Genomic DNA, 22,618 nt, shown 5'->3' on the forward strand with positions numbered 1-22,618 from the left:
AAAAATGCTGGAAATCAACAACCTGCATGTGAAACTTGAAGAAGAAGACAAGGTGATCCTGCGCGGTGTAAACCTGTCGATTGGTGCCGGTGAAGTGCATGCGATCATGGGGCCGAATGGCTCGGGCAAGTCGACGTTGTCTTATGTGCTGTCGGGCCGCGATGGCTATGAGGTAACCGATGGTTCCGCCAAGCTGGAGGGCGCAGAACTGCTGGAGATGGAGCCCGAAGCGCGGGCTGCTGCCGGGCTGTTTCTGGCGTTCCAATACCCGGTGGAGATCCCGGGTGTCGGCAACATGACCTTCCTGCGCACGGCGGTGAATGCGCAGCGCAAGGCGCGCGGTGAGGCGGAAATCTCGGCCGGTGACTTCCTGAAACTGGTGCGGGAAAAGGCGAAAACCCTGAAAATCGACGCTGAGATGCTGAAGCGTCCGGTCAATGTCGGCTTCTCGGGCGGTGAGAAAAAGCGCAACGAAATCCTGCAAATGGCGATGCTGGAACCGAAGATGTGCATTCTGGATGAGACCGATTCCGGGCTGGACGTTGATGCGATGAAGCTGGTTGCGGAGGGCGTGAATGCTTTGCGCGGGGCAGGGCGTTCGTTCTTGGTTATCACGCATTATCAACGGCTTCTGGACCATATCAAACCTGATTTCGTGCATATCATGGCAGCCGGTCGCATCATCAAGACCGGCGGGCCGGAATTGGCGCTTGAAGTGGAAAACAACGGCTATGCGGATCTTTTGGCGGAGGATGTCTGATGGCCGTTCTGCAATCAAAGCAAGATGCGTTGCAGGCGCGGATTGCCGGGTTGGCATTCGACCCGCAGGGCTGGTTGGGTGCCGCCCGCACCGAAGCTTTGGCGCGGCTGACCACGATGGGTCTGCCCGGCAAGCGCGATGAATACTGGCGCTACACCGATCCGACCGGGTTGACTGCGGTTGAGGCCGCTCCGGTCAGCCTGTTTGATCCGGGTGACGAGCCTGCGCCGTTCAATGGTCTGGACCGGTTGAAGATCGTCTTCGTCGATGGGGTTTTTGATGCCAGCCAGTCTGACGCGCTGACGTTGGAAGGCGTGCAAATCGAGCGGCTGACTGATGCGGCTGCTGCCGATATTCACTGGGCGAGCGGGCTTTATGGTGTGCTGGAAGCGCGTGGGCAAAATCCGGTGCAGCGGCCACTGGCTGCGCTGAATTCGGCCTTTGCCGATGAGGGCGTGCTGATCCGCGTGACGCAGACGCCGTCGATGCCGATTTCTCTGATTTATCATCATAAATCAGAGAGTTCTGACGTTATCTTGCACAACTGCATCAAGATTGAGTCGGGTGCTGAAGTCACCATTCTGGAGAACGGTGCCGCGGCTGCGCGGTTTAACCATGTGATGGAGATCGAGGTCGCCGATGGCGCGCGCTTTCACCACATCCGGGCGCAGGGGCGGGCGCATACACGGCAAGCCGCCACCCATCTGTTTGCCCGTATTGGTCGCAATGCCGCGTTCAAATCCTTCACGCTGACCGCCAATGGCCGCCTGACCCGCAACGACGCGGTACTGGAACTGCTGGGCGCAGATTCTGTGGCGCATATCGCGGGTGCAGCTTTGGGCGACGGCGATTTCCACCATGATGACACCGTGTTCATCACCCATGCCGCCGAACGCTGCGAAAGCCGTCAGGTGTTCAAGAAAGTGCTGAAAAACGGCGCGGTCGGGGTGTTTCAGGGCAAGATTCTGGTGAAACAGGGCGCGCAAAAGACCGATGGCTATCAGATCAGCCAAGCGCTGATGCTGGACGGCGACAGCCAGTTCCTGGCCAAGCCCGAGCTGGAAATCTACGCCGATGACGTGAAATGCAGCCACGGCTCGACCTCGGGCGCGATTGATGAAACCGCTTTGTTCTATCTGCGCTCGCGCGGGGTGCCGTTACGGGAAGCGCAATCCTTGCTGGTGCTGGCATTCCTGGCCGAGGCGATCACGGAGATCGAGAATGAGGTGATTTCCGAAGACATCCGGCAGCGTCTACAAAGCTGGCTGGCGCGTCACGAGCGTTGAATGTCAGTCACAACCGATATCGTGCAGGCGTGGCGGCAGCCGAAAGCGGTGATGCGGCGGCATCTGCAGCGGCCGAAGTCTGAGCCGTTTGCGTTCAGCCTGCTGGTGGCATTTCTGGTGCTGGCTTTCGTGTCACTCTGGCCGTTCCTGTCGCGCCAAACCGTGCTGCAACCCGAGGTGCCGATGGTGCAGCGGTTGGTGGCGGCAGGATTGGCGCTGCTGGCGTCGATCCCGTTCTGGTATCTGCTGGCAGGCGTAAGTCGTTGGATTGCAAAGGCAATGGGCGGGCAGGGCAGTTACTACGCCTCGCGGTTGGCGCTGTTTGCGGCGCTTTTGGCGGTGACGCCAGGGATGCTGCTGCAAGGCTTGGTTGCGGGGATGATCGGGCCGGGCCTGCAAGCCAATCTGGTGGCGGCGCTGGTGGGTTTGGGATTTCTGTGGATCTGGCTTTCGATGCTGCGGGAGGCAGAGCGCGGCGATGCAAGCTGAACTGACACATGTGCTGCAACTGACGTTGCAAAATCCGCGCGCGGCGGCCCGGCATCTGCTGGATCGGCAATTGCCGCTTTCCACCATTTTGCTGGCGCTGGCTTTGATGGCGGTGGTTTCTGCCGCACTGACCGGGGTGTCGATGCAGATCGCGCCAGATCAGGTAGAGCCTAACTTCTTGGCCATGTTCAAGAATCCGCTGCAAGTCGCGGTGCTGCAAGGTGTGGCGATGGTGGTCATGGCCATGTTGGCGCAGGGCGTGGGACGGATGTTCGGCGGCAGCGGCAGGTTTGCGGACGCGCTGGTGCTGATCGCCTGGACCGAGGCGCTGCTGAGCCTGCTACAGCTTGGGCAAATCGTGTTGGTGCTGCTGTCACCATCTTTGGCCGCAGCCTTGGGTATGTTTGGTATCGTGTTGTTTCTGTGGATTCTATCGAACTTTGTCGCCGAGATGCACCGCTTTGCCTCGGCGGGAAAGGTGCTGGTTGGCATCATCGCGACGGTGCTCGCCGTGGCATTTGTTATGGCAGTGGCGACGGTTGCGCTGGTGGGAATGAAAGGCTGATCATGTATGATGTTGCAAAAATTCGCAGCGATTTCCCGATCCTGTCGCGGCAGGTCAACGGCAAGCCGCTGGTTTACCTTGATAACGGGGCGTCTGCGCAAAAGCCGCAAGTGGTGATTGATGCAGTGAACCAAGCCTATTCGATGGAATATGCCAATGTTCACCGTGGCTTGCACTACCTTTCCAACCTTGCGACTGACAAGTATGAGGCCACACGCGGCAAGATTGCACGGTTTCTGAATGCGGGTTCCGAGCATGAGATTGTCTTTAGCACCGGGACCACAGAAGCCATCAATCTGATCTCTTACGCTTGGGCGGCACCGCGATTTCAGGCCGGGGATGAGATCGTGCTGTCGATCATGGAGCATCACGCCAATATCGTGCCGTGGCATTTTCTGCGCGAACGGCTGGGAGTGGTGTTGAAATGGGTCGAGGTTAATGCCAAGGGCGATCTGGATCCGCAAGCGGTGTTGGATGCGATCACGCCGCGCACGAAGCTGATTGCAATCACCCATATGTCCAATGTGTTGGGCACCGTTGTTGATGTGACAGCGATCTGCCGGGGTGCGCAGGCGCGGGGGGTTCCGGTGCTGGTTGATGGCAGTCAGGCGGCTGTGCATGGCCCGGTGGATGTGCAGGCGATTGGCTGCGATTTCTATGCGATCACTGGACATAAGCTATACGGGCCAAGTGGTTCCGGCGCGATCTTCATCAAGGCCGACCGCATGGCCGAGATGCGGCCGTTCCTGGGTGGCGGTGATATGATCCGCGAAGTGACCCGCGATACCGTCACCTACAACGATCCGCCGATGAAGTTTGAGGCTGGCACACCGGGCATCGTGCAGCAGATCGGGTTGGGCGTGGCGCTGGACTATCTGACAGGTCTCGGGATGACCAATATTGCCGCTCATGAGCGCGGTTTGCGCGATTATGCCGGTGCGAAACTGGCGGGATTGAACTGGCTGACGGTGCAGGGAACTTCAGAAACCAAGGGTGCGATTTTCTCTTTTACGCTGCAAGGTCAAGCACATGCGCATGATATCTCTACCGTGCTCGACAAGCGCGGCATTGCGGTGCGGGCGGGCACGCATTGTGCGATGCCGCTGATGCAGCACGTTGGCGTCGGGGCGACGTGCCGGGCCTCGTTCGGGCTTTACAACACGCGTGAGGAAGTTGACGCGCTGATCTCGGCTTTGGAGCTATGTCACGAACTTTTCGGTTGATTTCGCGTTGCAGCCCAAGGCGGTAACCGTTATAGCAGTCGCAGGCACCCATAGCTCAGCTGGATAGAGTGTCGCCCTCCGAAGGCGAAGGTCGCACGTTCGAATCGTGCTGGGTGCACCATTTCCCTAGAATAATGATTTTATTGGGCAGGGTGCGGGTCTGTAGTGCTATGCCATATATCCTATAATCAATATTATGTAATATTAATGCGATGTAGGACTGGACCAAAGCTGGCAAACCGCCTATGAACCCGCAAATTGCCACAGATGGAACCTGCGATGACCTTCAGCCGCCAGATCAAGATTGCGCCCTCTATCCTTGCGGCCGACTTTGCCAACTTTGGTGCGGAATGTCGCGCCATTGAGGCCCAAGGTGCGGATTGGGTGCATGTCGATGTGATGGATGGGCATTTCGTGCCGAACATCACCTTTGGGCCTGCGACCTGTGCTGCGATCCGGCCGCATATCAAGGGCTTCATGGATGTGCATCTGATGATCGCTCCGGTCGACAGCTATATTGAGGCCTTTGCCGAGGCTGGCGCCGATCTGATCTCGGCGCATCTGGAGGCTGGGCCGCACATTCACCGCACGCTGCAAGCCATTCGCGCCACGGGAAAAAAGGCTGGTCTTGCGATCAATCCGGGCACTGGGATTGACGCTGTGGCGCATCTGCTGGATCTGGTGGATCTGGTCTGCGTGATGACGGTCAATCCGGGTTTTGGCGGGCAGAAGTTTATCCACTCGCAACTGGATAAAGTGCGGTCGTTGCGCCAGATGATCGGCGATCGGCCGATCCATATCGAGATTGACGGCGGCGTGACTGTGGAGACCGCTCCGCTGGTTGTGGCGGCGGGCGCGGATGTATTGGTCGCGGGCTCTGCGGTGTTCAAGGGTGGCTCGGTGGACAATCCTGCACCTTACGGCGTGAATATCGCGGCGATCCGGGCCGCGGCAGCGCGCTAGGCTACAACCCTGCCCTGTATTCTTCTCGACTTGCGGCGGATTCGCGCCTATGGATCACAGCGGGGATATAGAAAAACAGGGACAGATCGTGACAGCAGTTTATCCGCTGTTGGTGAATATTGCGCAAAGCACCAGTGCTGACGATGTCTGGCGGCTGTCGACGCGATACTTTGCCTCGCTGGGCTTTGGGCTGGTGAACTATGGCTTCACCCGCTTCCGGTCCACCCGCACGATTGGCGACCCGGATGATGCGCTGTTTTTGACCACCGGGTCTGAAGCCTATGCCACCAGCTACTTTCGCAATGGATTCTATGCCAAGACGCCGGCGTTTCGCTGGGCACAGAACAACGAAGGCGCTTGCACCTGGTCTTGGGTGCGTGAGGCGATGCTGGCAGGCAAGCTGAGCGCTGAGGAAGTTGAGACGGTCAAGCACAACATCGCGATGGGAATAACCGCTGGAATTTCCGTCAGTTTCCCAGAAACTTCGGCGCGGGCCAAGGGGGCGCTTGGCTTGATCGCGGATGCCGGGATCAGCTCTGAGGCGGTTGATCAGCTGTTTGCCGACCGCCGCGATGAGCTGCTGGCGGTCGCGCACATGTTGCATTTGCGCTTGATCCAACTGCCGTTTTCCAACCGCAGGCGCGCGCTGACCACCCGGCAGCGCGAGGCGTTGGAATGGGTTGCGGATGGCAAGACCAGTCAGGATGTCGCCCTGTTGATGGGAGTTTCTGCGGCGATGGTCGAAAAGCATTTGCGACTGGCACGGGAAACCTTGTCGGTGGATACAACGGCTCAGGCCGTCGCGAAGGCGGCGCTTATGAATTTGATTTTTCAGCGTAATCCGCAAGACGCCAGCCATATTCCCGTCGCCGCAAGGTAAGGATTCCCCGACTAGGCTGACGCTGCGTAACCTGACATTCTAGTGTTGTTCCGTGAGTGGAGGCTTAAGCCTTTGGGACAGCAGGCGATGTCGGTTTGCATTTTCAGACAGGACATCCCTGCACAGATTGGGGGCCCCTCCCCCGGCCCGAGACTGGCGCTGCGGCTTATTCAGGCTGTGGTGTCACGAGTTGCGCTGATCCTCATCCCCGTGGTGCGGCGCAAGACGGCACAGCCCCCGGAGCTGTGCCGTCTTTTCTTTTAAGTCATATAAAAATGAGGGTTTACCACTGTGAGGGGCCATATTGCCCCCTATGTTTGCGTGCCTATGTTGTGCTGCGCCAAGCGGCGCGAAAGCGGTGTTAGCCAGCCCGCAGAATCATCCAAAAAAGCAAAGGGGCCGGTGTTGCCACCAGCCCCCTGCCCTAAAGATCGTCAGAAGATCAGGCCGAAACCATCTTCGCAACTTCTGCTGCGAAATCTTCTTCTTTCTTCTCAATGCCTTCGCCGACGCCCATACGGACGAAGCCGAGGATCTCAACGCCAGCCTGCTTTGCAGCTTCGGCGACGGTGATTTCCGGGTTCATCACGAACATCTGGCCCATCAGGGTGTTCTCGGCGAGGAATTTCTTCATCCGGCCGGGAATGATGTTGTTCTGGATCACCGCATCGGGCTTCGGCTTGGCCGAGGCTGCGTTTTCTTCCAGTGCTTTCGAGGTTTGCACAGCCAATTCACGTTCGACCACAACCGGGTCAAGATCAGCTTCGGACAGTGCCAGCGGGTTGGTTGCTGCAACGTGCATCGCGACTTGCTTGGCGAAGGTATGCTCGCTGCCTTTGATCGCAACCAGAACGCCGATGCGGCCCAGGCCGTCAGCAACCGAGTTGTGAACGTAAGCTGCAACGTGATCGCCTTCGATCGCAGCCATGCGGCGCAGGTTCATGTTCTCGCCGATGGTAGCCACAGCTTCCGCGATCACGACATGCACCGGCTGGCCAGCGAGGTCAGCGTTTTTCAGCTCTTCCACGGTATGCGCGCGGAAGGCGGTTTTGGTGATGTTGTGCACCATCGCCTGGAAGTCAGCGTTTTTGCCAACGAAGTCGGTTTCCGAGTTGATTTCGACAGCCACGCCACGGCCACCGGAAACGGCGACGCCAACCAGACCTTCAGCGGCCACACGGTCAGCTTTCTTGGCGGCTTTCGCCAGACCCTTGGTGCGCAGCCAATCGACGGCGGCTTCCATGTTGCCTTCGGTTTCCACCAAGGCCTTTTTCGCGTCCATCATGCCTGCGCCGGTGCTGTCGCGCAGTTCTTTCACCATTTGTGCGGTGACGGTCATGTCGTGTCTCCTGAAATTCAAGAAATGAGTGCGGCGGGAACCGGGCCAAAGCCGTATCCCCGCCGTATATCAGTCGCGTAACAGCCGCTTAGGCGTCAGCGATGGCTTCTTCTTCCGGTGCGGTTTCCAAAGCGCCAAGGTCGATACCAGCGGCGCCCATTTGTGCCGACATACCGTCCAAAGCTGCCTTAGCAATCAGCTCGCAATAAAGCTGGATCGCGCGCGCCGCGTCATCGTTGCCGGGGATCACGTAATCCACGCCTTTGGGCGAGTTGTTGGTGTCGACGATGCCGACGACCGGGATGCCCAGTTTCTGCGCTTCAAGGATCGCCAAATCTTCTTTGCCAACATCAATGACAACGATCAGATCCGGGGTGCCACCCATTTCACGGATGCCGCCAAGCGAGGCTTGCAGTTTGGACTGGTCGCGTTCCATCATCAGACGCTCTTTCTTGGTCAGGCCTTCGCCGCCTGCGCCCAAGAGTTCGTCGATGGTTTTCAGACGCGCGATCGACTGGGAAACGGTTTTCCAGTTGGTCAGCGTGCCGCCCAGCCAGCGGTGGTTCATGTAGAATTGTGCGCAACGCTCAGCGGCCTCTGCGACCGGCTTTTGTGCCTGACGCTTGGTGCCGACGAACAGGATACGGCCGCCTTTAGCGACGGTATCGCGCACGACTTTCAGCGCCTGATCCAGCAACGGGACGGTCTGCGTCAGGTCGAGAATGTGGATGCCATTGCGGTCGCCGTAGATATACGGGCCCATTTTGGGGTTCCAGCGTGCGGTCTGGTGGCCGTAGTGAACGCCTGCTTCAAGCAGCTGACGCATGGAGAACTCAGGAAGAGCCATGTCTTATCCTTTTCCGGTTTCAATCCTCGGTGAAGCTGTCTCAGACCTGCTGGTCCAACCGGCGGAGTTTACGGGATTTCTCCCCGCAAAGCCCAAGCCTCACCTGTGAAGTGCGCCGCGTTTAGACGGGTTTTCCCTGCACCGCAAGGGCCAGAGCAGGACTTTGGCCAGAATTGGCGCGGTTTTTCTCAGAAAATTAGGGCTTTCGGCGGTTGCCCCCGGCTTGCACCCGCCGCCATGCTGAGTCACACCAAGGCATGACACCAGATATTCTCTGCATCGGTTCCGTCTTATGGGACATCATCGGCCGCTCGTCCATTGCGATGCGGCTTGGCTCTGACGTGCCTGGGCGGATCACCCGGCTGCCGGGCGGCGTGGCGATGAACATCGCGATGACGCTCAGCCGGTTTGGCCTGACCCCTGCCCTGCTCTCTGCCGTCGGGCAAGATGAGGAAGGCGTCGAGCTGATTGCCGCCTGTCAGCGTATGGGCATGGTGACAGATCACCTTTACCGATCAGAAGACCTGCCCACCGACCGCTATATGGCGATTGAGGGCGCAAACGGGCTGATCGCCGCGATTGCCGATGCACATTCGCTGGAGGCCGCGGGCGACAAGATTCTGCGACCCTTGGCCGATGGGCGTTTGGGATCGGCTGAGGCACCTTGGTCTGGCATGGTCGCCCTTGACGGCAATCTGACTGTCGCACTTTTGTCCGAGATCGCGCATTCGCCGCTGTTCGCCCGCGCCGATCTGCGCGTGGCCCCCGCCAGCCCCGGCAAGGCCGAGCGTTTGCTGCCATTGCTGAATCACCCCCGCGCCACGCTCTACGTCAATCTGGAAGAGGCCGGTTTGATCGCCCATGCCCGCTTTGACAGCGCCGCCGAGGCTGCCGAGGGTTTGCTTTCGCATGGGGCCGCACATGTGCTGGTGACCAATGGCGGCAATCCCTGCGCGGAAGGCCGTCGCGGTGCAGGCGTGATCACCGCCGCTCCGCCACCGGTATTGGTGTCCAGAATTACCGGCGCGGGCGATACCTTCATGGCCGCCCATATCGTCGCAGAACGCCAAGGCAGCCCGCGTGAGGTGGCACTTGCCGCAGCACTGCAAGCCGCCGCCATCTATGTTTCAGGAGAACAACCGTCGTGACCACTGAATTGCTGACCTTCTCGCCCGAAGTCGCTGCCGCCCGTGCCGCTGGCACCGCCATCGTGGCGCTGGAATCCACCATCATCACCCACGGCATGCCGTTCCCGCAAAACGTCGAAGCCGCCCGCGCGGTAGAGGCCGAAGTACGCGCGCATGGCGCGACCCCCGCGACGATTGCGGTGATGGACGGGCGCATCCAGATCGGTCTGACCGATGCGCAACTGGATGCCTTGGGGCAAGCGCAGGAGGTGATGAAGATCTCGCGCGCCGATATTGCCGCCTGTATCGCCAAGGGGGCTGTGGGGGCAACGACGGTCGCGGCGACGATGATCTGCGCTAAACTGGCTGGGATTGATGTGTTTGCCACCGGCGGTATTGGCGGCGTGCATCGCGGCGCGGAAACCTCGTTTGATATTTCCGCCGATCTGCCGGAACTGGGCGAAACCGCTGTCACGGTGATTGCGGCGGGGGCGAAGGCCATTCTCGACCTGCCAAAAACGCTGGAATACCTGGAGACCAAAGGCGTGCCGGTGATCGCCTTTGGGCAGGATGCGTTTCCGGCGTTCTGGTCACGCGACTCGGGTCTGAAAGCGCCGCTGCGGATGGACACGGCGTCCGAGATTGCCGCGGCGCAACTGATGCGGACGCGGTTGGGTCTGCCGGGCGGGCAGTTGGTGGCCAACCCGATCCCACTGGCGGATGAAATTGCGCGCGCCGAAATCAACCCGGCGATTGAAGCCGCACTGCTTGAGGCCGAGGCGCAGGGGATCGCTGCGAAAGAGGTCACTCCCTTCTTGTTGCAGCGCATCTTTGAGCTGACCGAGGGTCGCTCGCTGGTGTCAAACATCGCCCTTGTTTTGAACAACGCGCGGTTGGGGGCGGCGATTGCGCGGGAAATTGTGATCCAGCGGGGCTGAGTGCGGGGGCAAAGCATTGTGAACCGCGTCCCGGCTGCTTAGGTTGCGATGAAACCAAGGAGCCTTCATGTCTGACCCACATCCGCGCCGTTCGATGCTTGCTGGCTTTCGGGCTTCGTTTCTGACGGGCCTTGTGGTGGTGCTGCCGGTGGGCCTGACGATCTATGTCGTCTGGGGGGTGATTGGCTACATTGATGGCTGGATCCTGCCGCTGATTCCCGCCGCCTATCAGCCCGAGGCGCTGTTGCAACGTTGGTTCGGGCCTGAGGTGAATTTCCCGGTGCGCGGTGTGGGGGTGCTGGTTTTTCTGGTGTTCACTGCCTTGGTTGGCTGGCTGGCGCGAGGATTGATCGGGCGGACGGTGATGCGGCAGGCCGAGATGGTGGTGGAACGGGTGCCGCTGGTGCGCTCGGTGTATTCCGGTCTGAAACAGATCACCGAAACCTTCTTTGCCAAGTCTGAGAAGAGCTTCGAGCGCACCTGTCTGGTGGAGTTTCCCCGCACCGGATATTGGGCGGTGGGGATGGTCGCGACGACGCCGAAGGGGGAAATTGCCGCCAAACTGCCGGGCACGGGGCCAATGGTGGCGGTGTTTGTCGGTCTCACCCCGATGACCTCGGGGATGCTGCTGTTCGTGCCGGCAGAAGATGTGATTTTTCTGGATATGAAGGCGGATGAGGCGGTGAAAATGATCGTCTCGGCGGGGCTGGTCTATCCCGCCTCGAAAGAGGCGATCGCGGCGGTGGCTGCCCGGTAGCGGCTTGTCCGCGTGTGGACAAGCTTTACGCCGATGTGTTTTCAATGGGTTAGACTGGGCCTGTTAACCCAATATTAACTGTTACAGCGCCGTCCAACCGCCATCGACCGAGATCGTGGTGCCGGTGACCTGATCGGCAAAACTGGAGCACAGATACACCGTGGTGCCGCCGATCTGTTCCACCGTGGCGAACTGACGTGAGGGTTGCCGCAGCAGCATCACCTCGCGGATCACCGTCTCGCGGTCCATGCCATGCACCTTCATCTGATCGGGGATCTGTGCCTCGACCAAGGGCGTCAGCACATAGCCGGGGCAGATCGCGTTGCAGGTGATGCCCTGCCCTGCGGTTTCCAGCGCCACGGTTTTCGACAGACCCACCACGCCATGTTTGGCGGCGATATAGGCGGATTTGAACGGGCTGGCGGTCAGGCCATGCGCCGAGGCGATGTTGACGATGCGGCCCCAACCTTTCGCGCGCATGGCGGGTAAAGCAGCGGCGGTGGTGTGGAAGGCCGAGGTCAGGTTAATCGCGATGATCTGATCCCATTTCTCGGTCGGAAATTCATCCACCGGGGCGACGAATTGGATGCCCGCGTTGTTCACCAGAATATCGCAGCCGCCGGCTTTCTCGATCAACGCCCGGCAATCCGCGCCCTTCGACATATCGGCGGCGATGTAGATCGCCTTCACGCCATGCCGTGCCGCCAGATCAGCCGCCAAGGCGTGATCTTCCGCCCGGTCGGTGAAGCTGTTCAACACCACATCCGCCCCGGCGCGGGCGAGTTCTTCGGCCACACCCAGACCGATACCAGAGTTCGACCCGGTGATGATCGCGCGTTTTCCCTGAAGCATGTTGCCCCCCTTTTGCTGCGGCAAGGCTACATGCTGCATCTGCAAAGGGAAACCAAAACTGCCAAAAAAAACGCCCGCGCGAAGCGGGCGTTAAGTTATTGAGGCAGGTTTCATACAGGCAAGAAACCTATCGAGCAGTAGGTATCTTATAGCCCTGTTGGCGGCGCACTCCAAGTTAAAAGTTTGAAAAGGTTGGATTGCCCGCATAGGTTGGGGTTCAATAAAAACAGGCTGCGGGGGATTGTTGCCAGAATGAACCGGGATTTTTTCGCACTTTTGCGCAGCTTTGGGCTTGGTCTGGCGCTGATCACCGCCCCCGGATTCGGGGGGGGATTCGCGCAGGCGGAACCGAGGCACGGCATAGCTATGTATGGCGAGCCTGCCCTGCCACCGGATTTTGTGTCGCTGCCCTATGCCAACCCCGATGCACCCAAGGGGGGTCGCCTTGTGGTGGGCGAGAACGGCAGCTTTGATTCCCTCCATCCGTTCATCGTGAAAGGCCGTGCGCCGACGGGGATTTCTTTGTTCACCACCGAGACGCTGCTGGGGCGTTCTTTCGATGAACCGTTCTCGCTTTACGGGATTCTGGCCGAATCAGTCGAGACTGACACCGCCCGGACCTACGTAGAATTTACTTTGCGTGAGGCGGCTCGATTCTCGGATGGCAGCCCGGTGACGGTGGAAGATGTGCTGTGGTCGTTTGAAGCCTTGGGCACATTGGGCAATCCGCGCTATGCGCCGGTGTATCAGGCGGTCGCCAAAGCCGAGAAAACCGGTGACAGGAAAGTGAAGTTCACCTTCGGGGCCGAGAACCGGGAACTGCCGCTGCTGCTGGGTATGCGCCCGGTGCTGCAGAAGGCGCAGTGGGAGGGGCGCGATTTCAGCGCCACCACGATGGTGCCGCCGATCGGATCGGGGCCCTATGTGGTGGACAGGGTCGAGGCCGGGCGCTTTGTCAGCTACAAGAAAAATCCCGATTGGTGGGGCAAGGATCTGCCGTTCTATCGCGGCCAGCACAATCTCGACGAAGTGCGGGTGGAATATTTCGGCAACCCGGATGTGCATTTCGAGGCGTTCAAGTCTGGTGAACTGAACAGCTATCGCGAAACCAACCCCGAGAAATGGGCGACGCATTACAACCTGCCCGCCATCGCTGCGGGTGCTGTGGTGAAATCGGAGATCCCGCATCAGCGGCCCTCGGGGATGGATGGCTTCGCGTTCAATACCCGCAAGCCAATTTTTGCCGATTGGCGCGTGCGGGAGGCGCTGATCCTCGTGTTCAACTTCGAGCTGATCAACCAGACCATCAATGGCGGGGCGGTGCCACGAATCACCAGCTATTACAGCAACTCCGAGCTGGCGGGTGATGTGGCGAACCCGGCGCAGGGCAAGGTTCTGGCGCTGTTGGAGCCTTACAAGGCCGAACTGCTGCCCGGAGCGCTTGAGGGTTATGCCCTGCCGGTTTCGGATGGCAAAGCCGCCAACCGGGGCAATCTGCGCAAGGCCAGCGCGCTGTTGGATGAGGCCGGATGGACGGTGCAGGATGGCGTGCGCAAAGATGCCGCGGGCAAGCCACTGGCGTTTGAGATCTTGCTGGTGAACGGCGCGGATGGCTACATCGCGGCGGCGAATATCTATATTCAGGCGCTGAAGCAGTTGGGGGTGGATGCCAAACTGACCACGGTGGATCAGGCGCAATATACCGAGCGCACCAATGTGTATGATTTCGACATGACCCAGCTGATCGTCGCGCTGTCTCTGTCACCGGGAACCGAGCAGCTGCGCTACTGGGGCAGTGCCAATGGCGCGGCGCCGGGGTCGCGCAACTTTGCAGGGGTCAATGCGCCGGTGGTGGACGCTTTGGTGCAGACGCAGCTGTCGTCTACCGATCGGGCGGATTTTGTCACGGCGGTGCAGGCTTTGGACCGGGTTTTGACCTCGGGGCGCTATGTGGTGCCGCTGTGGTATCAAAATATTGGCCGTATCGCCCATGCCAAGCAGTTGCATTTCCCCGAGAAATTGCCAATTTACGGCGATTGGCCGGGGTTTCAGCCCGAGGTCTGGTGGTATCAGGAGTAGACCGATGCGCAAGCTGATGATGATTTTGGTGCTGGGCGCACTGGCGGGCTGTGCGACCGTGGATGGCGTCGGGCGCGATGTTTCGGCGGGCGCGCAGCGGGTCGGCGGTTGGTTCAACTAGGCTTTAACTGGCCTCCGGCTGCCCGCTGTCGCGCAGCCGGATCACTGTGACCGAACAGGCGGCTTCGGCGACGACTTTCGCCGAAACCGAGCCCAGAAACCGCCGGGTGCTGGAATGGCCGCGCGCGCCCATCAGGATGTGATCCACGCGGGTGACTTCGGCGTGGTCGATGATGGCTGTGGCGGGGTCGGTGTTTTCCAGAATGGTGTAGGTCAGGCGATCATCGGTCAGATCAATGCCCTCGGCCCAAGTCTTTAACCCGACCAGACGTGCCACATGCAGGTTGTTGCCGGCGTCGTCGGTGGTGGGGTCGATGCCCAGCCGCGCGGTTTTGATCACGTTGACGCAAGCCACACGGGCATCGGGGCGATTGACCAGCATGCGCTTGATTTGCAGATAGATCGCTTGCGCCAAGGGTTCGGCCTCGGGCGAAAGATCAACGGCGACCAGCAGGATCGGGGCGCGTTCGATCTGGGCCGCGACCGAGGGTGGCGCTGCAAAAGCCTTAAGGTTGCGCATTTTGCGCCAGCGGTTGAACACGGTCAAAGCGGGGTCGCGCTGCATCTTGTGCCCGCGCGCGGTCAGGCGGATCTGCATCGGATGTGCGAGATCAAACATCATCTGGGCGGCGGATTGGTAGCGGTCGGCGGGATCGACCTCGAGCGCGCGCAGGATGATCTCTTGCAACCATTCGGGAATATCGGGGCGGATGGTGCGCGGCGGCACAGGATCACGCCACAGCCGTTGTTTGACTTGGGAGAGTTTCTCGGGCTGACCGAACGGCATCTTTCCCGTCGCCAGCTCATAGATCATCGCGCCCAAGGCGTAGAGATCCGAGCGCAGATCGCCGCGTTGGCGCAGGTATTGTTCGGGGGCGATATAGGGGAAGGTGCCCATCGGGATGGTGAATTCTTCGGCCAGAAGATCGGGCAACTGATCATGACGCGATAGGCCGTAGTCGATCAGCACCATCTCGCCCGTGGGGCGCTGCAAGAAATTATCGGGCTTCAGATCAAGGTGGATGACGTGCTGGCGGTGGATGTCATGCACAGCTTCGGCCATGCGGGCGGCGAGTTCAATCACTTCGGCCACCGGACGCGGCGCGCGTTTGAAATACTGGAACATCGAGTTGCCGGGAATACGCTCGGTGACGATATAGGGCATCACCGCGAAATCACCCTGCCCCATCACGCGCGGCACATGAATGCCGGTCAGGCGCGGCATGATCATCTGCTCGACCTCAAACCCCACGATGGTCGGGCCATCGTAACCATCAAGGATGGTGGGGACTTTCATCACCATCGGCGTGCGATACAAAGCGTGGGTCACGTCCCAAATGGTGGCAAAGCCGCCTTTGTGCAACTGCTCACCAAGAGTGAAGCCGTTGATTTCCAAGCCTGGATGTGGTCGCACGGACATTCAAATCCCCTTCATCAGACGCTGCGCCAGCGCCTCTGGCAGACCCGCTTCGCGCGATTTGCGGGCGGTGGTGGTGGCATCATAGCCGACGCGGCGAAAGGTCAATTCGTTGCGATTGCGGTCGAGGATGGCATAAGACGCCAAAGTGCTGCCATCGCGCGGCTGACCGACAGAGCCGATCACGCCCAGCCAGCGCCGCGATTGCAGCAGGGGCATCGGCTGACCTGCGGCCACGGTCAGATGGCTGATCCGGCCGGTCAAATCGCAGCTGTAAAGCGCATTGCGGTGGACATGACCGCAGAAGATCAGCCGCGCATCGCAGACCAGAAAACTGGGACGGGCGGTGGCTTCCGAGGTGACATAAAGCCAATCTGCCGGATCATTGGCCGAGGCGTGGACAAACAACGTATCACCATCCCGCACCGTCAAAGGCAATTCCGACAGGAACAGCTTTTGCCGCGCGTTCAGACGGTTCACCGTCCAGTCGATCACCCGGCGGGCGTTGGCGTTCAGGATGTTGTCGGCCACGCCTATGGCGCGGTCATGGTTGCCGCGTAAGGCGATCGCGCCCTTGGCTACCAGAGATTCCACCTGATCAATGCACCAGCCGGGATCGGGGCCATAGCCAACGATATCGCCCAGAAACACCAAACGGTCGATCTGACGCAGCGAGAGGTCCGCCAAGACAGCCTCAAACGCCTCGCGATTTGCGTGGATATCCGTCAGCAAAGCCAGACGCATGAAACCCCTCCTCAACCCGCTGGCCCGTCATGCTTTTATGCTGATCTAAACCCAAGGGCGGTGGCAGACAGTGATATGGATCAAAGCGCAAGGTCAAGCCTTTGCGGCAGGGGTCACGCCAGTGAGGTGACCCAAAGAATGGTCGCGTCGTCTTCTGACAGGCTGATCACATTATGCCCCATTGAGGCATCGTAATAGGCGCTGTCGCCGCGGCGCAGATCGACGGGCTCGTAGAATTCGGTGAACAGCCGGATCACACCGGTCAGCACAAAGAGAAATTCTTCGCCCTCATGGCGCACCCAGCCGTCAAAATCCTCCATCGCGCGGGCGCGGATGGTTGCGCGGTAGGGCAGCATCTGCTTCTTGGTGAGACTGCCTGCCAGCAGTTCATGCTCGTAAGTGGTGGTGGCATGGGCTTGGCCCTCGCCGGATTTCGTCACCACGATGCGGCCCGACACCTGTGGCGCTTGCGCGGGCGTGAACAGCTGCGGCACCGAAACCCCCATGCCGAGCGCGAGTTTCTTCAGCGCCTCATAGGTCGGCGACATCTGGCCGTTTTCGATTTTCGACAAGGTAGAGCGCGCCAGACCGGCCTGCACCGAGGCCTGTTCCAGCGTCCAGCCCTTGGCTTTGCGCAGTTCACGCACCCGGATGCCCAAATCCAACGGCTCCGGCACGGATTGGCCAGAGTCGGGGCCCGTTTCGCGGGCAATTCGGATCATGCGTTTGGGATCGCTGGACATGGGCTTTCCTTACGGCAAGGCCGCCTTGCGTGCAACCAATGCAACGCAGCTGTGCGTGGATGTCGGATTGCAGCCGCGGGCTGATAGCGGTATCTCATGGGGCCATTCGTGTGCGAATGGCCCCCTATCCTGCTTGCCTTCGGAGCCTCACGATGATCCGCCTTGATATTTTCTCTGATCCGGTATGCCCGTGGTGCCTGATCGGCAAAGCCAATCTGGACCGTGCGCTTGAGGCGCATCCCGATCATCCGTTCGTGATCGCCTGGCATCCGTTTCAGCTGAACCCGGATATGCCCGCCGAGGGCGTCGAAAAGCGGCCCTATCTGGTGGCCCGTTTTGGCGGTGAGGCGAAGGTGGATCAAATCCACAACCATCTGCGCGCAATGGCGAAAGAGGCGGGCGTGGCGATGGACCCTGACAAGCCCGAAATGCTGCCCAACACTATGAACGCACATCGGATGATCCATTGGGCGGGGATTGAGGGCAAGCAGGCGGCGATGGTTTCGGCGCTGTTCCGGGCCTATTGGCGCGATGGCCGCGATATTGGTGATGTGGAAGAACTGACCGATATTGCCGAGGAAATCGGCATGGACCCGGCGGCCGTGGCGCGGCTGTTGGCGACGGATGCCGATCTGGACGATCTGCGCGCCCGCGATGTCGATGCGCGCAAAAAGGGGGTGACGGCGGTGCCGACCTTCCTGATCGCGCAACAATATGTCGTCTCTGGCGCACAACCTCCTGAGGTTTGGCACCAGGTGATCGAAGAACTCGTGGCCAAGGCCGCAGAAGAAAGTAAATGAAATGACCCCGATCAAACGTTTGTCACAAGGCGAGTTCGTCGCCCTGACTGCGGCGCTGTTTGCCATGGTGGCGCTGTCGATTGACGCCATGCTGCCCGCCCTGCCCGAGATTGCGGCCACTTTGTCGCCCGATGCACCGAACCGTGCCCAGCTGGTGATCACCAGTTTCGTGTTTGGCATGGGGCTGGGGACGCTGTTTGTTGGCCCGTTGGCCGATGCCTATGGCCGCAAGCCGGTGATTTATGCCGGCAGCGTGCTGTATGCGCTGACCGCCTTGGCCTGCTATTTCGCCAATTCGCTGGAGACCTTGCTGTTCGCGCGGGTGTTGCAGGGCATGAGCGTTGCCGCCGCCCGTGTGGTGTCGATGGCAATCATGCGCGATCTGTTCAAAGGCCGTGAGATGGCCAAGATCATGTCTTTCGTGATGATGGTGTTCATCATGGTGCCCGCAGTGGCGCCGCTGATGGGGCAAGGCATCATCGCCCTTGCGGGCTGGCATGCGATTTTCCTCGTCTATATCGCGATTGTTGCAGTGATCATGCTGTGGTTCGGCCTGCGGCAACCCGAGACTTTGGCGAAGGAAAACCGCCGCCCGCTGGATTTCGGCGTGCTAGTTGCGGCCACGAAAGAGTTGTTCACCCATCGCATCGTGACAATCTCGATTCTGGCGCAAACTCTGACGATGGCAGCGCTGTTTGCCAGCCTGTCGTCGATGCAAGGCATCTTTGAGCTGCGCTTTGACCGCGCCGAAAGCTTTCCGTTGTGGTTTGCCTTCATTGCCTTGGGCTCGGCCTCGGGCAGTATCATCAACTCGCGGGTGGTGATGCGGGTGGGTATGCGGCCGGTGATCACGCTGGCTTATGCAAGCGTGCTGGCGCTGACCTTGGTGTTGCTGGCGCTGATCGCGACCGGGCTGATGCCCGAGGTATTGGCCTTCCCGGCGCATATCCTGTGGAGCATCGCATTGTTTTCGATGATGTCTTTGACGATGGGCAACCTGAATGCGCTGGCGATGGAGCCTGTTGGCCATATCGCCGGGCTAGCGGCTTCGGTGATGACATCGGTGGCGACGGTGGCTTCGGTGGTGCTGGCGGTGCCGGTGGGGCTGGCGTTTGACGGCACGGCTTTGCCGCTGATGGCGGGGTCTGCGGTGTTCATCGGCTTGGCGCTGGCGCTGATGCGGTTGATCAAGCGCTGATCTACAGCTTCGATCTGAGAAAGCGCGCCCTGCACCGGGCGCGTTTTTTCATGCCTTGGGTTTGACGACCTTTTCCGCCAGATCGCGGGCGATGTTGAACGCGCCCTTGATACGGTCGGATTCCGATTTCATCTCACCCATCAGCACGATCTTGTTGCCGCTGATCTTCGCGGCAGGCCCTTGCGCCTTGATGAATTCGACCAGCCCCGCCGGGTTGGCGAATTTGTCGTTGTGGAATTGCACCGTCGCCCCCTTGGTGCCCGCGTCGATCCGGCTGATCCCGGCGCGTTTGCACATCGACTTGATCCGCACGATCAGCATCAGCGTGTTGACCTCTTTCGGGATCGGGCCGAAACGGTCGATCAATTCCGCTGCAAAGCCTTCGAGTTCGACCTTGGTGGCAAGGCTGGACAGGCGGCGATACAGGCCTAAACGGATATCCAGATCAGGGATGTAGGCCTCGGGGATCATCACCGGCACGCCAAGATTGATCTGCGGCGACCATTGGTCATCAACCGCCGAAAGCCCCTGCAATTCACCGGATTTGATCTTGGCAATCGTCTCTTCCAGCATGGCTTGGTAAAGCTCGTAGCCGACTTCCTTGATATGGCCGGACTGTTCCTCGCCCAGCAAATTGCCCGCGCCGCGCAGATCAAGGTCGTGGCTGGCAAGGTTAAAGCCCGCGCCAAGGCTATCCAATGATCCCATCAAGCGCAGTCGCTTGTTGGCCTGCGGTGTCAGCGGCGCGCGGGGTTTTGTGGTGAGATAACAATAGGCTCGGGTTTTGGAACGCCCCACCCGGCCCCTGATCTGGTACAGCTGTCCAAGTCCAAACATATCGGCGCGGTGCACGATCATGGTGTTGGCGCTGGGGATATCCAGACCGGATTCGACGATGGAGGTTGCGATCAGCACATCATATTTGCCGTCGTAAAATTCGTTCATCCGCTCATCCAGATCGCCCGCCGCAAGCTGGCCGTGGGCCACGACGTAAGACACCTCTGGGACATGGGTTTTCAGGAAATCCTCGATGTCATGCAGATCGGAAATGCGCGGAACGACATAGAAGCTCTGCCCACCGCGGAAGCGTTCGCGCAGCAGGGCCTCGCGGATCGTGATGGTGTCGAATTCTGAAATATAGGTGCGGATGGCGAGGCGATCGACCGGCGGAGTGGCGATTATCGACAGATCGCGCACGCCCGTCAGCGACAGTTGCAGGGTGCGCGGAATGGGCGTGGCGGTCAGGGTCAGAACGTGGACTTCGGAGCGCATTTCCTTCAGACGTTCTTTATGGCCGACGCCGAAATGTTGTTCTTCGTCGATCACCAACAGGCCAAGGTTTTTAAATCGGATGGCTTTGGCGAGTAGCGCATGGGTGCCGATGATGATATCCACCCTGCCCTCGGCCATCTCGGTGCGGGTGATATTGGCGTCTTTGGTGGACACGAACCGGGACAGTGGTTTGATGTTGATCGGAAAGCCCCTGAACCGCTCAACAAAGCTGCGGTAGTGTTGACGGGCAAGCAAGGTTGTGGGGCAGATCACCGCGACTTGCATCCCCGAAAGTGCCGCCACAAACGCCGCGCGCATCGCCACTTCGGTTTTACCAAAACCGACATCGCCGACGATCAAGCGATCCATCGGGCTGCCCTTTTCCAGATCGGCGACCACGTCACCGATAGCGGAAAGCTGATCGTCCGTTTCGGTATAGGGGAAGCGGGCGGCGAAAGCCTCCCATATGCTATGCGGCGCTTCCAAGATTGGCGCGTGGCGAAGGGCGCGTTCGGCAGCAATCCGCATCAGCTTGTCTGCAATCTCGCGGATGCGCTGCTTGAGTTTGGCTTTCTTCGCCTGCCACGCGCCGCCACCGAGACGGTCAAGCAAGCCCTCTTCATGGCCATAGCGCGACAGCAGTTCGATATTCTCTACGGGAAGATAAAGCTTAGCGTTTTCAGCATATTCCAAGGCGACGCAGGCATGCGGCGCACCAAGAGCGGTGATGGTTTCCAAGCCCAGATAGCGGCCGACGCCATGTTCGACATGCACCACAAGATCGCCGACCGACAGCGTATCCACCTCGCGCAGGAAGTTGTCGGCCTTGCGTTTCTTGCGGGGTTTGCTGACCAGACGGTCGCCCAACACGTCTTGTTCCGAGATCACGGCAAGACCGGGGGCGGTAAAGCCAGCCTCCAGCGCCCAGATCATCAGGTAGACGCCGCCTTTGCCTTCGGGCAACGCGCGGAAGTCTTTGATTTCTTGCGCGTGGTGCAGGCCTTGATCGTCAAGCAAACCCTTGAGCCGTTCACGCGCGCCATCTGACCAAGAGGCGATCACAACCTGCGCGTCTTTAGACAATACTTTAACATGATCAGACAAGGCGCTGAACAAGCTTAGATTTTCCTGCTGGCGCTCGGGCGCAAAGCTGCGACCAATGCGGCCTTGTGCGTCCAGAACACCCGGCCCCGGCGCTTGCGGCAACGGCGACAGCTGCACCACGCGGTGATCAGCGATGGCGGCTTCCCACGCGGTATCGTCGAGATACAATAGCCCCGGTGCTGAGGGTTTGTAGACAGAATCCATCCGTCCCTTGGCCGTCATCGCCTCATGCCGCGCGTCATATTGATCAGCGATACCCTCCCAGCGCGACAGCCGCACGGCGGTGACTTGATCATCCAAAAGCACGGAAGCCTTTGGCAAATAATCGAAAATCGTCTCAAGGCCTGCGTGGAAGAACGGCAGCCAATGCTCCATGCCCTGATGCTTGCGACCAGCGGACACCGCCTCGTACAAAGGATCATCCGAGCCGCCTGCGCCGAATTCAACGCGGTAGTTCTGCCGGAACCGCGAAATCGCGGCATCATCCAGGATCACCTCGGACATCGGCGCGAATTCAACGGCTTTCAGCTTTTCGGTGGTGCGCTGCGTCACCGGATCAAAGCGGCGTGCGCCATCCAGCACATCGCCGAAGAAATCAAGCCGCACTGGGCCGCCTTCGCCCGGCGGATAGATATCGACAATGCCACCGCGAATGGCGAAATCACCCGGTTCAGCCACGGTAGAGACCGGCGAAAAGCCCATCCGGGCAAGGAACCCCTTCAGTTGTTGTTCATCCACCCGATCCCCGACACGGGCAACAAACGACGCGGTTTGCATCACCGCGCGGGATGGCAGGCGCTGCATGGCGGCATTCAGCGTGGTGAGCAGCACGAACGGGCCGTCAAAGCCCGAGGCCAAAGCCGCCAGCGTTGACATCCGGCGGGCCAAAATCTCGGGGTTGGGCGAGATGCGGTCGTAGGGCAAGCAATCCCAGGCGGGCAGATCAAGCACCACGGTCTCGGGCGCCATCACCGCCAAAGCGGCACGCATCGCCTCGAGGCGTTTGTCATCGCGGGCGATGTGGATGACCGGGGCGCCACGGGCGAGTTCGCGGGCCAGCAGTTTGGCATCATAGCCTTCGGGCGCACCGCCCAGTATGATCCGGTCGGCCATCG

General features: G+C 59.9%; 21 protein-coding genes and 1 tRNA gene. 15 read left to right on the plus strand and 7 right to left on the minus strand.

Annotation, left to right across the window (positions count from 1 at the left end; translation table 11 throughout):
• The first annotated feature begins 4 nt into the window (after positions 1 to 4).
• From sufC to U1A24_RS17975, 8 genes are all read left to right on the plus strand, one after another.
• On the plus strand, positions 5 to 760 hold the full coding sequence (gene sufC / locus U1A24_RS17940; protein ID WP_322323351.1) for a Fe-S cluster assembly ATPase SufC: 756 nt from the start codon (positions 5 to 7) through the stop codon (positions 758 to 760).
• Positions 760 to 2,046 (plus strand): Fe-S cluster assembly protein SufD, encoded by a 1,287-nt coding sequence (gene sufD, locus U1A24_RS17945; RefSeq protein WP_322323352.1) that lies wholly within the window; start codon positions 760 to 762, stop codon positions 2,044 to 2,046. The genes sufC and sufD overlap by 1 nt, the downstream gene beginning before the upstream one ends.
• Entirely contained in the window at positions 2,047 to 2,535 is a 489-nt protein-coding gene (locus U1A24_RS17950; RefSeq protein WP_322323353.1) for a Yip1 family protein, read from the plus strand.
• Positions 2,525 to 3,100 (plus strand): Yip1 family protein, encoded by a 576-nt coding sequence (locus U1A24_RS17955; RefSeq protein ID WP_322323354.1) that lies wholly within the window; start codon positions 2,525 to 2,527, stop codon positions 3,098 to 3,100. The genes U1A24_RS17950 and U1A24_RS17955 overlap by 11 nt, the downstream gene beginning before the upstream one ends.
• A gap of 2 nt (positions 3,101 to 3,102) precedes the next feature.
• A complete protein-coding gene (locus tag U1A24_RS17960; protein WP_322323355.1) occupies positions 3,103 to 4,323 on the plus strand; it encodes a cysteine desulfurase in 1,221 nt (406 codons plus the stop codon).
• A 44-nt stretch (positions 4,324 to 4,367) separates the two neighbouring features.
• Positions 4,368 to 4,444 (plus strand) — tRNA-Arg (locus tag U1A24_RS17965).
• Positions 4,445 to 4,602: 158 nt separating this feature from the next.
• Positions 4,603 to 5,286, plus strand: coding sequence for a ribulose-phosphate 3-epimerase (gene rpe, locus U1A24_RS17970; RefSeq protein ID WP_322323356.1), 684 nt, complete (start codon positions 4,603 to 4,605; stop codon positions 5,284 to 5,286).
• Positions 5,287 to 5,374: 88 nt separating this feature from the next.
• Entirely contained in the window at positions 5,375 to 6,166 is a 792-nt protein-coding gene (locus tag U1A24_RS17975) for a helix-turn-helix transcriptional regulator (protein WP_322323357.1), read from the plus strand.
• Between the two features lie 442 nt (positions 6,167 to 6,608).
• On the opposite strand, the gene tsf is transcribed toward U1A24_RS17975, so the two are convergent.
• Both tsf and rpsB read right to left on the minus strand, forming a co-directional pair.
• Positions 6,609 to 7,505, minus strand: a complete 897-nt coding sequence (gene tsf / locus U1A24_RS17980) for a translation elongation factor Ts (protein ID WP_322323358.1) — start codon at positions 7,503 to 7,505, stop codon at positions 6,609 to 6,611.
• Positions 7,506 to 7,593: 88 nt separating this feature from the next.
• Positions 7,594 to 8,352, minus strand: a complete 759-nt coding sequence (gene rpsB, locus U1A24_RS17985) for a 30S ribosomal protein S2 (protein WP_322323359.1) — start codon at positions 8,350 to 8,352, stop codon at positions 7,594 to 7,596.
• A gap of 257 nt (positions 8,353 to 8,609) precedes the next feature.
• Between rpsB and U1A24_RS17990 the strand changes: the two genes are divergently transcribed.
• The 3 genes from U1A24_RS17990 (at position 8,610) to U1A24_RS18000 (ending at position 11,174) form a co-directional block, all read left to right on the plus strand.
• Complete coding sequence (locus U1A24_RS17990; protein ID WP_322323360.1) at positions 8,610 to 9,500, plus strand: PfkB family carbohydrate kinase; 891 nt, start codon at positions 8,610 to 8,612, stop codon at positions 9,498 to 9,500.
• 11 nt (positions 9,501 to 9,511) lie between these two features.
• Complete coding sequence (locus tag U1A24_RS17995) at positions 9,512 to 10,417, plus strand: pseudouridine-5'-phosphate glycosidase (RefSeq protein WP_416173506.1); 906 nt, start codon at positions 9,512 to 9,514, stop codon at positions 10,415 to 10,417.
• A 67-nt stretch (positions 10,418 to 10,484) separates the two neighbouring features.
• Positions 10,485 to 11,174, plus strand: a complete 690-nt coding sequence (locus U1A24_RS18000) for a DUF502 domain-containing protein (protein WP_322323362.1) — start codon at positions 10,485 to 10,487, stop codon at positions 11,172 to 11,174.
• An 81-nt stretch (positions 11,175 to 11,255) separates the two neighbouring features.
• Here the strand turns inward: U1A24_RS18000 and U1A24_RS18005 are convergent, their stop codons facing one another.
• Positions 11,256 to 12,026 carry a 3-hydroxybutyrate dehydrogenase gene (locus tag U1A24_RS18005; RefSeq protein ID WP_322323363.1) on the minus strand — a complete coding sequence of 257 codons (771 nt, stop codon included), beginning with the start codon at positions 12,024 to 12,026 and terminating at the stop codon, positions 11,256 to 11,258.
• Positions 12,027 to 12,278: 252 nt separating this feature from the next.
• Here U1A24_RS18005 and U1A24_RS18010 point away from each other — a divergent pair, with 252 nt between their 5' ends.
• Positions 12,279 to 14,105, plus strand: coding sequence for an extracellular solute-binding protein (locus tag U1A24_RS18010; protein ID WP_322323364.1), 1,827 nt, complete (start codon positions 12,279 to 12,281; stop codon positions 14,103 to 14,105).
• Between the two features lie 4 nt (positions 14,106 to 14,109).
• Complete coding sequence (locus U1A24_RS18015) at positions 14,110 to 14,226, plus strand: entericidin EcnA/B family protein (protein ID WP_322323365.1); 117 nt, start codon at positions 14,110 to 14,112, stop codon at positions 14,224 to 14,226.
• 3 nt (positions 14,227 to 14,229) lie between these two features.
• On the opposite strand, the gene U1A24_RS18020 is transcribed toward U1A24_RS18015, so the two are convergent.
• The 3 genes from U1A24_RS18020 to U1A24_RS18030 form a co-directional block, all read right to left on the minus strand.
• Positions 14,230 to 15,645: a bifunctional serine/threonine-protein kinase/universal stress protein gene (locus U1A24_RS18020; RefSeq protein WP_322323366.1), complete on the minus strand. Its 1,416-nt coding sequence runs from the start codon at positions 15,643 to 15,645 to the stop codon at positions 14,230 to 14,232.
• The gene (locus U1A24_RS18025; RefSeq protein ID WP_322323367.1) at positions 15,646 to 16,386 is read right to left on the minus strand and encodes a metallophosphoesterase family protein; all 741 of its coding nucleotides are present in this window, start codon (positions 16,384 to 16,386) and stop codon (positions 15,646 to 15,648) included. It abuts the gene before it with no gap.
• A 113-nt stretch (positions 16,387 to 16,499) separates the two neighbouring features.
• A complete protein-coding gene (locus tag U1A24_RS18030; RefSeq protein ID WP_322323368.1) occupies positions 16,500 to 17,129 on the minus strand; it encodes an XRE family transcriptional regulator in 630 nt (209 codons plus the stop codon).
• A 152-nt stretch (positions 17,130 to 17,281) separates the two neighbouring features.
• Here U1A24_RS18030 and U1A24_RS18035 point away from each other — a divergent pair, with 152 nt between their 5' ends.
• Both U1A24_RS18035 and U1A24_RS18040 read left to right on the plus strand, forming a co-directional pair.
• Positions 17,282 to 17,929, plus strand: coding sequence for a DsbA family oxidoreductase (locus tag U1A24_RS18035; protein ID WP_322323369.1), 648 nt, complete (start codon positions 17,282 to 17,284; stop codon positions 17,927 to 17,929).
• A gap of 1 nt (position 17,930) precedes the next feature.
• Positions 17,931 to 19,127: a multidrug effflux MFS transporter gene (locus tag U1A24_RS18040; protein WP_322323370.1), complete on the plus strand. Its 1,197-nt coding sequence runs from the start codon at positions 17,931 to 17,933 to the stop codon at positions 19,125 to 19,127.
• Positions 19,128 to 19,175: 48 nt separating this feature from the next.
• On the opposite strand, the gene mfd is transcribed toward U1A24_RS18040, so the two are convergent.
• Positions 19,176 to 22,616: a transcription-repair coupling factor gene (gene mfd, locus U1A24_RS18045; RefSeq protein ID WP_322323371.1), complete on the minus strand. Its 3,441-nt coding sequence runs from the start codon at positions 22,614 to 22,616 to the stop codon at positions 19,176 to 19,178.
• Positions 22,617 to 22,618 lie beyond the last annotated feature (2 nt).

The organism is Cypionkella sp. (genome assembly GCF_034376685.1).
Taxonomy (GTDB): Bacteria; Pseudomonadota; Alphaproteobacteria; order Rhodobacterales; family Rhodobacteraceae; genus Cypionkella.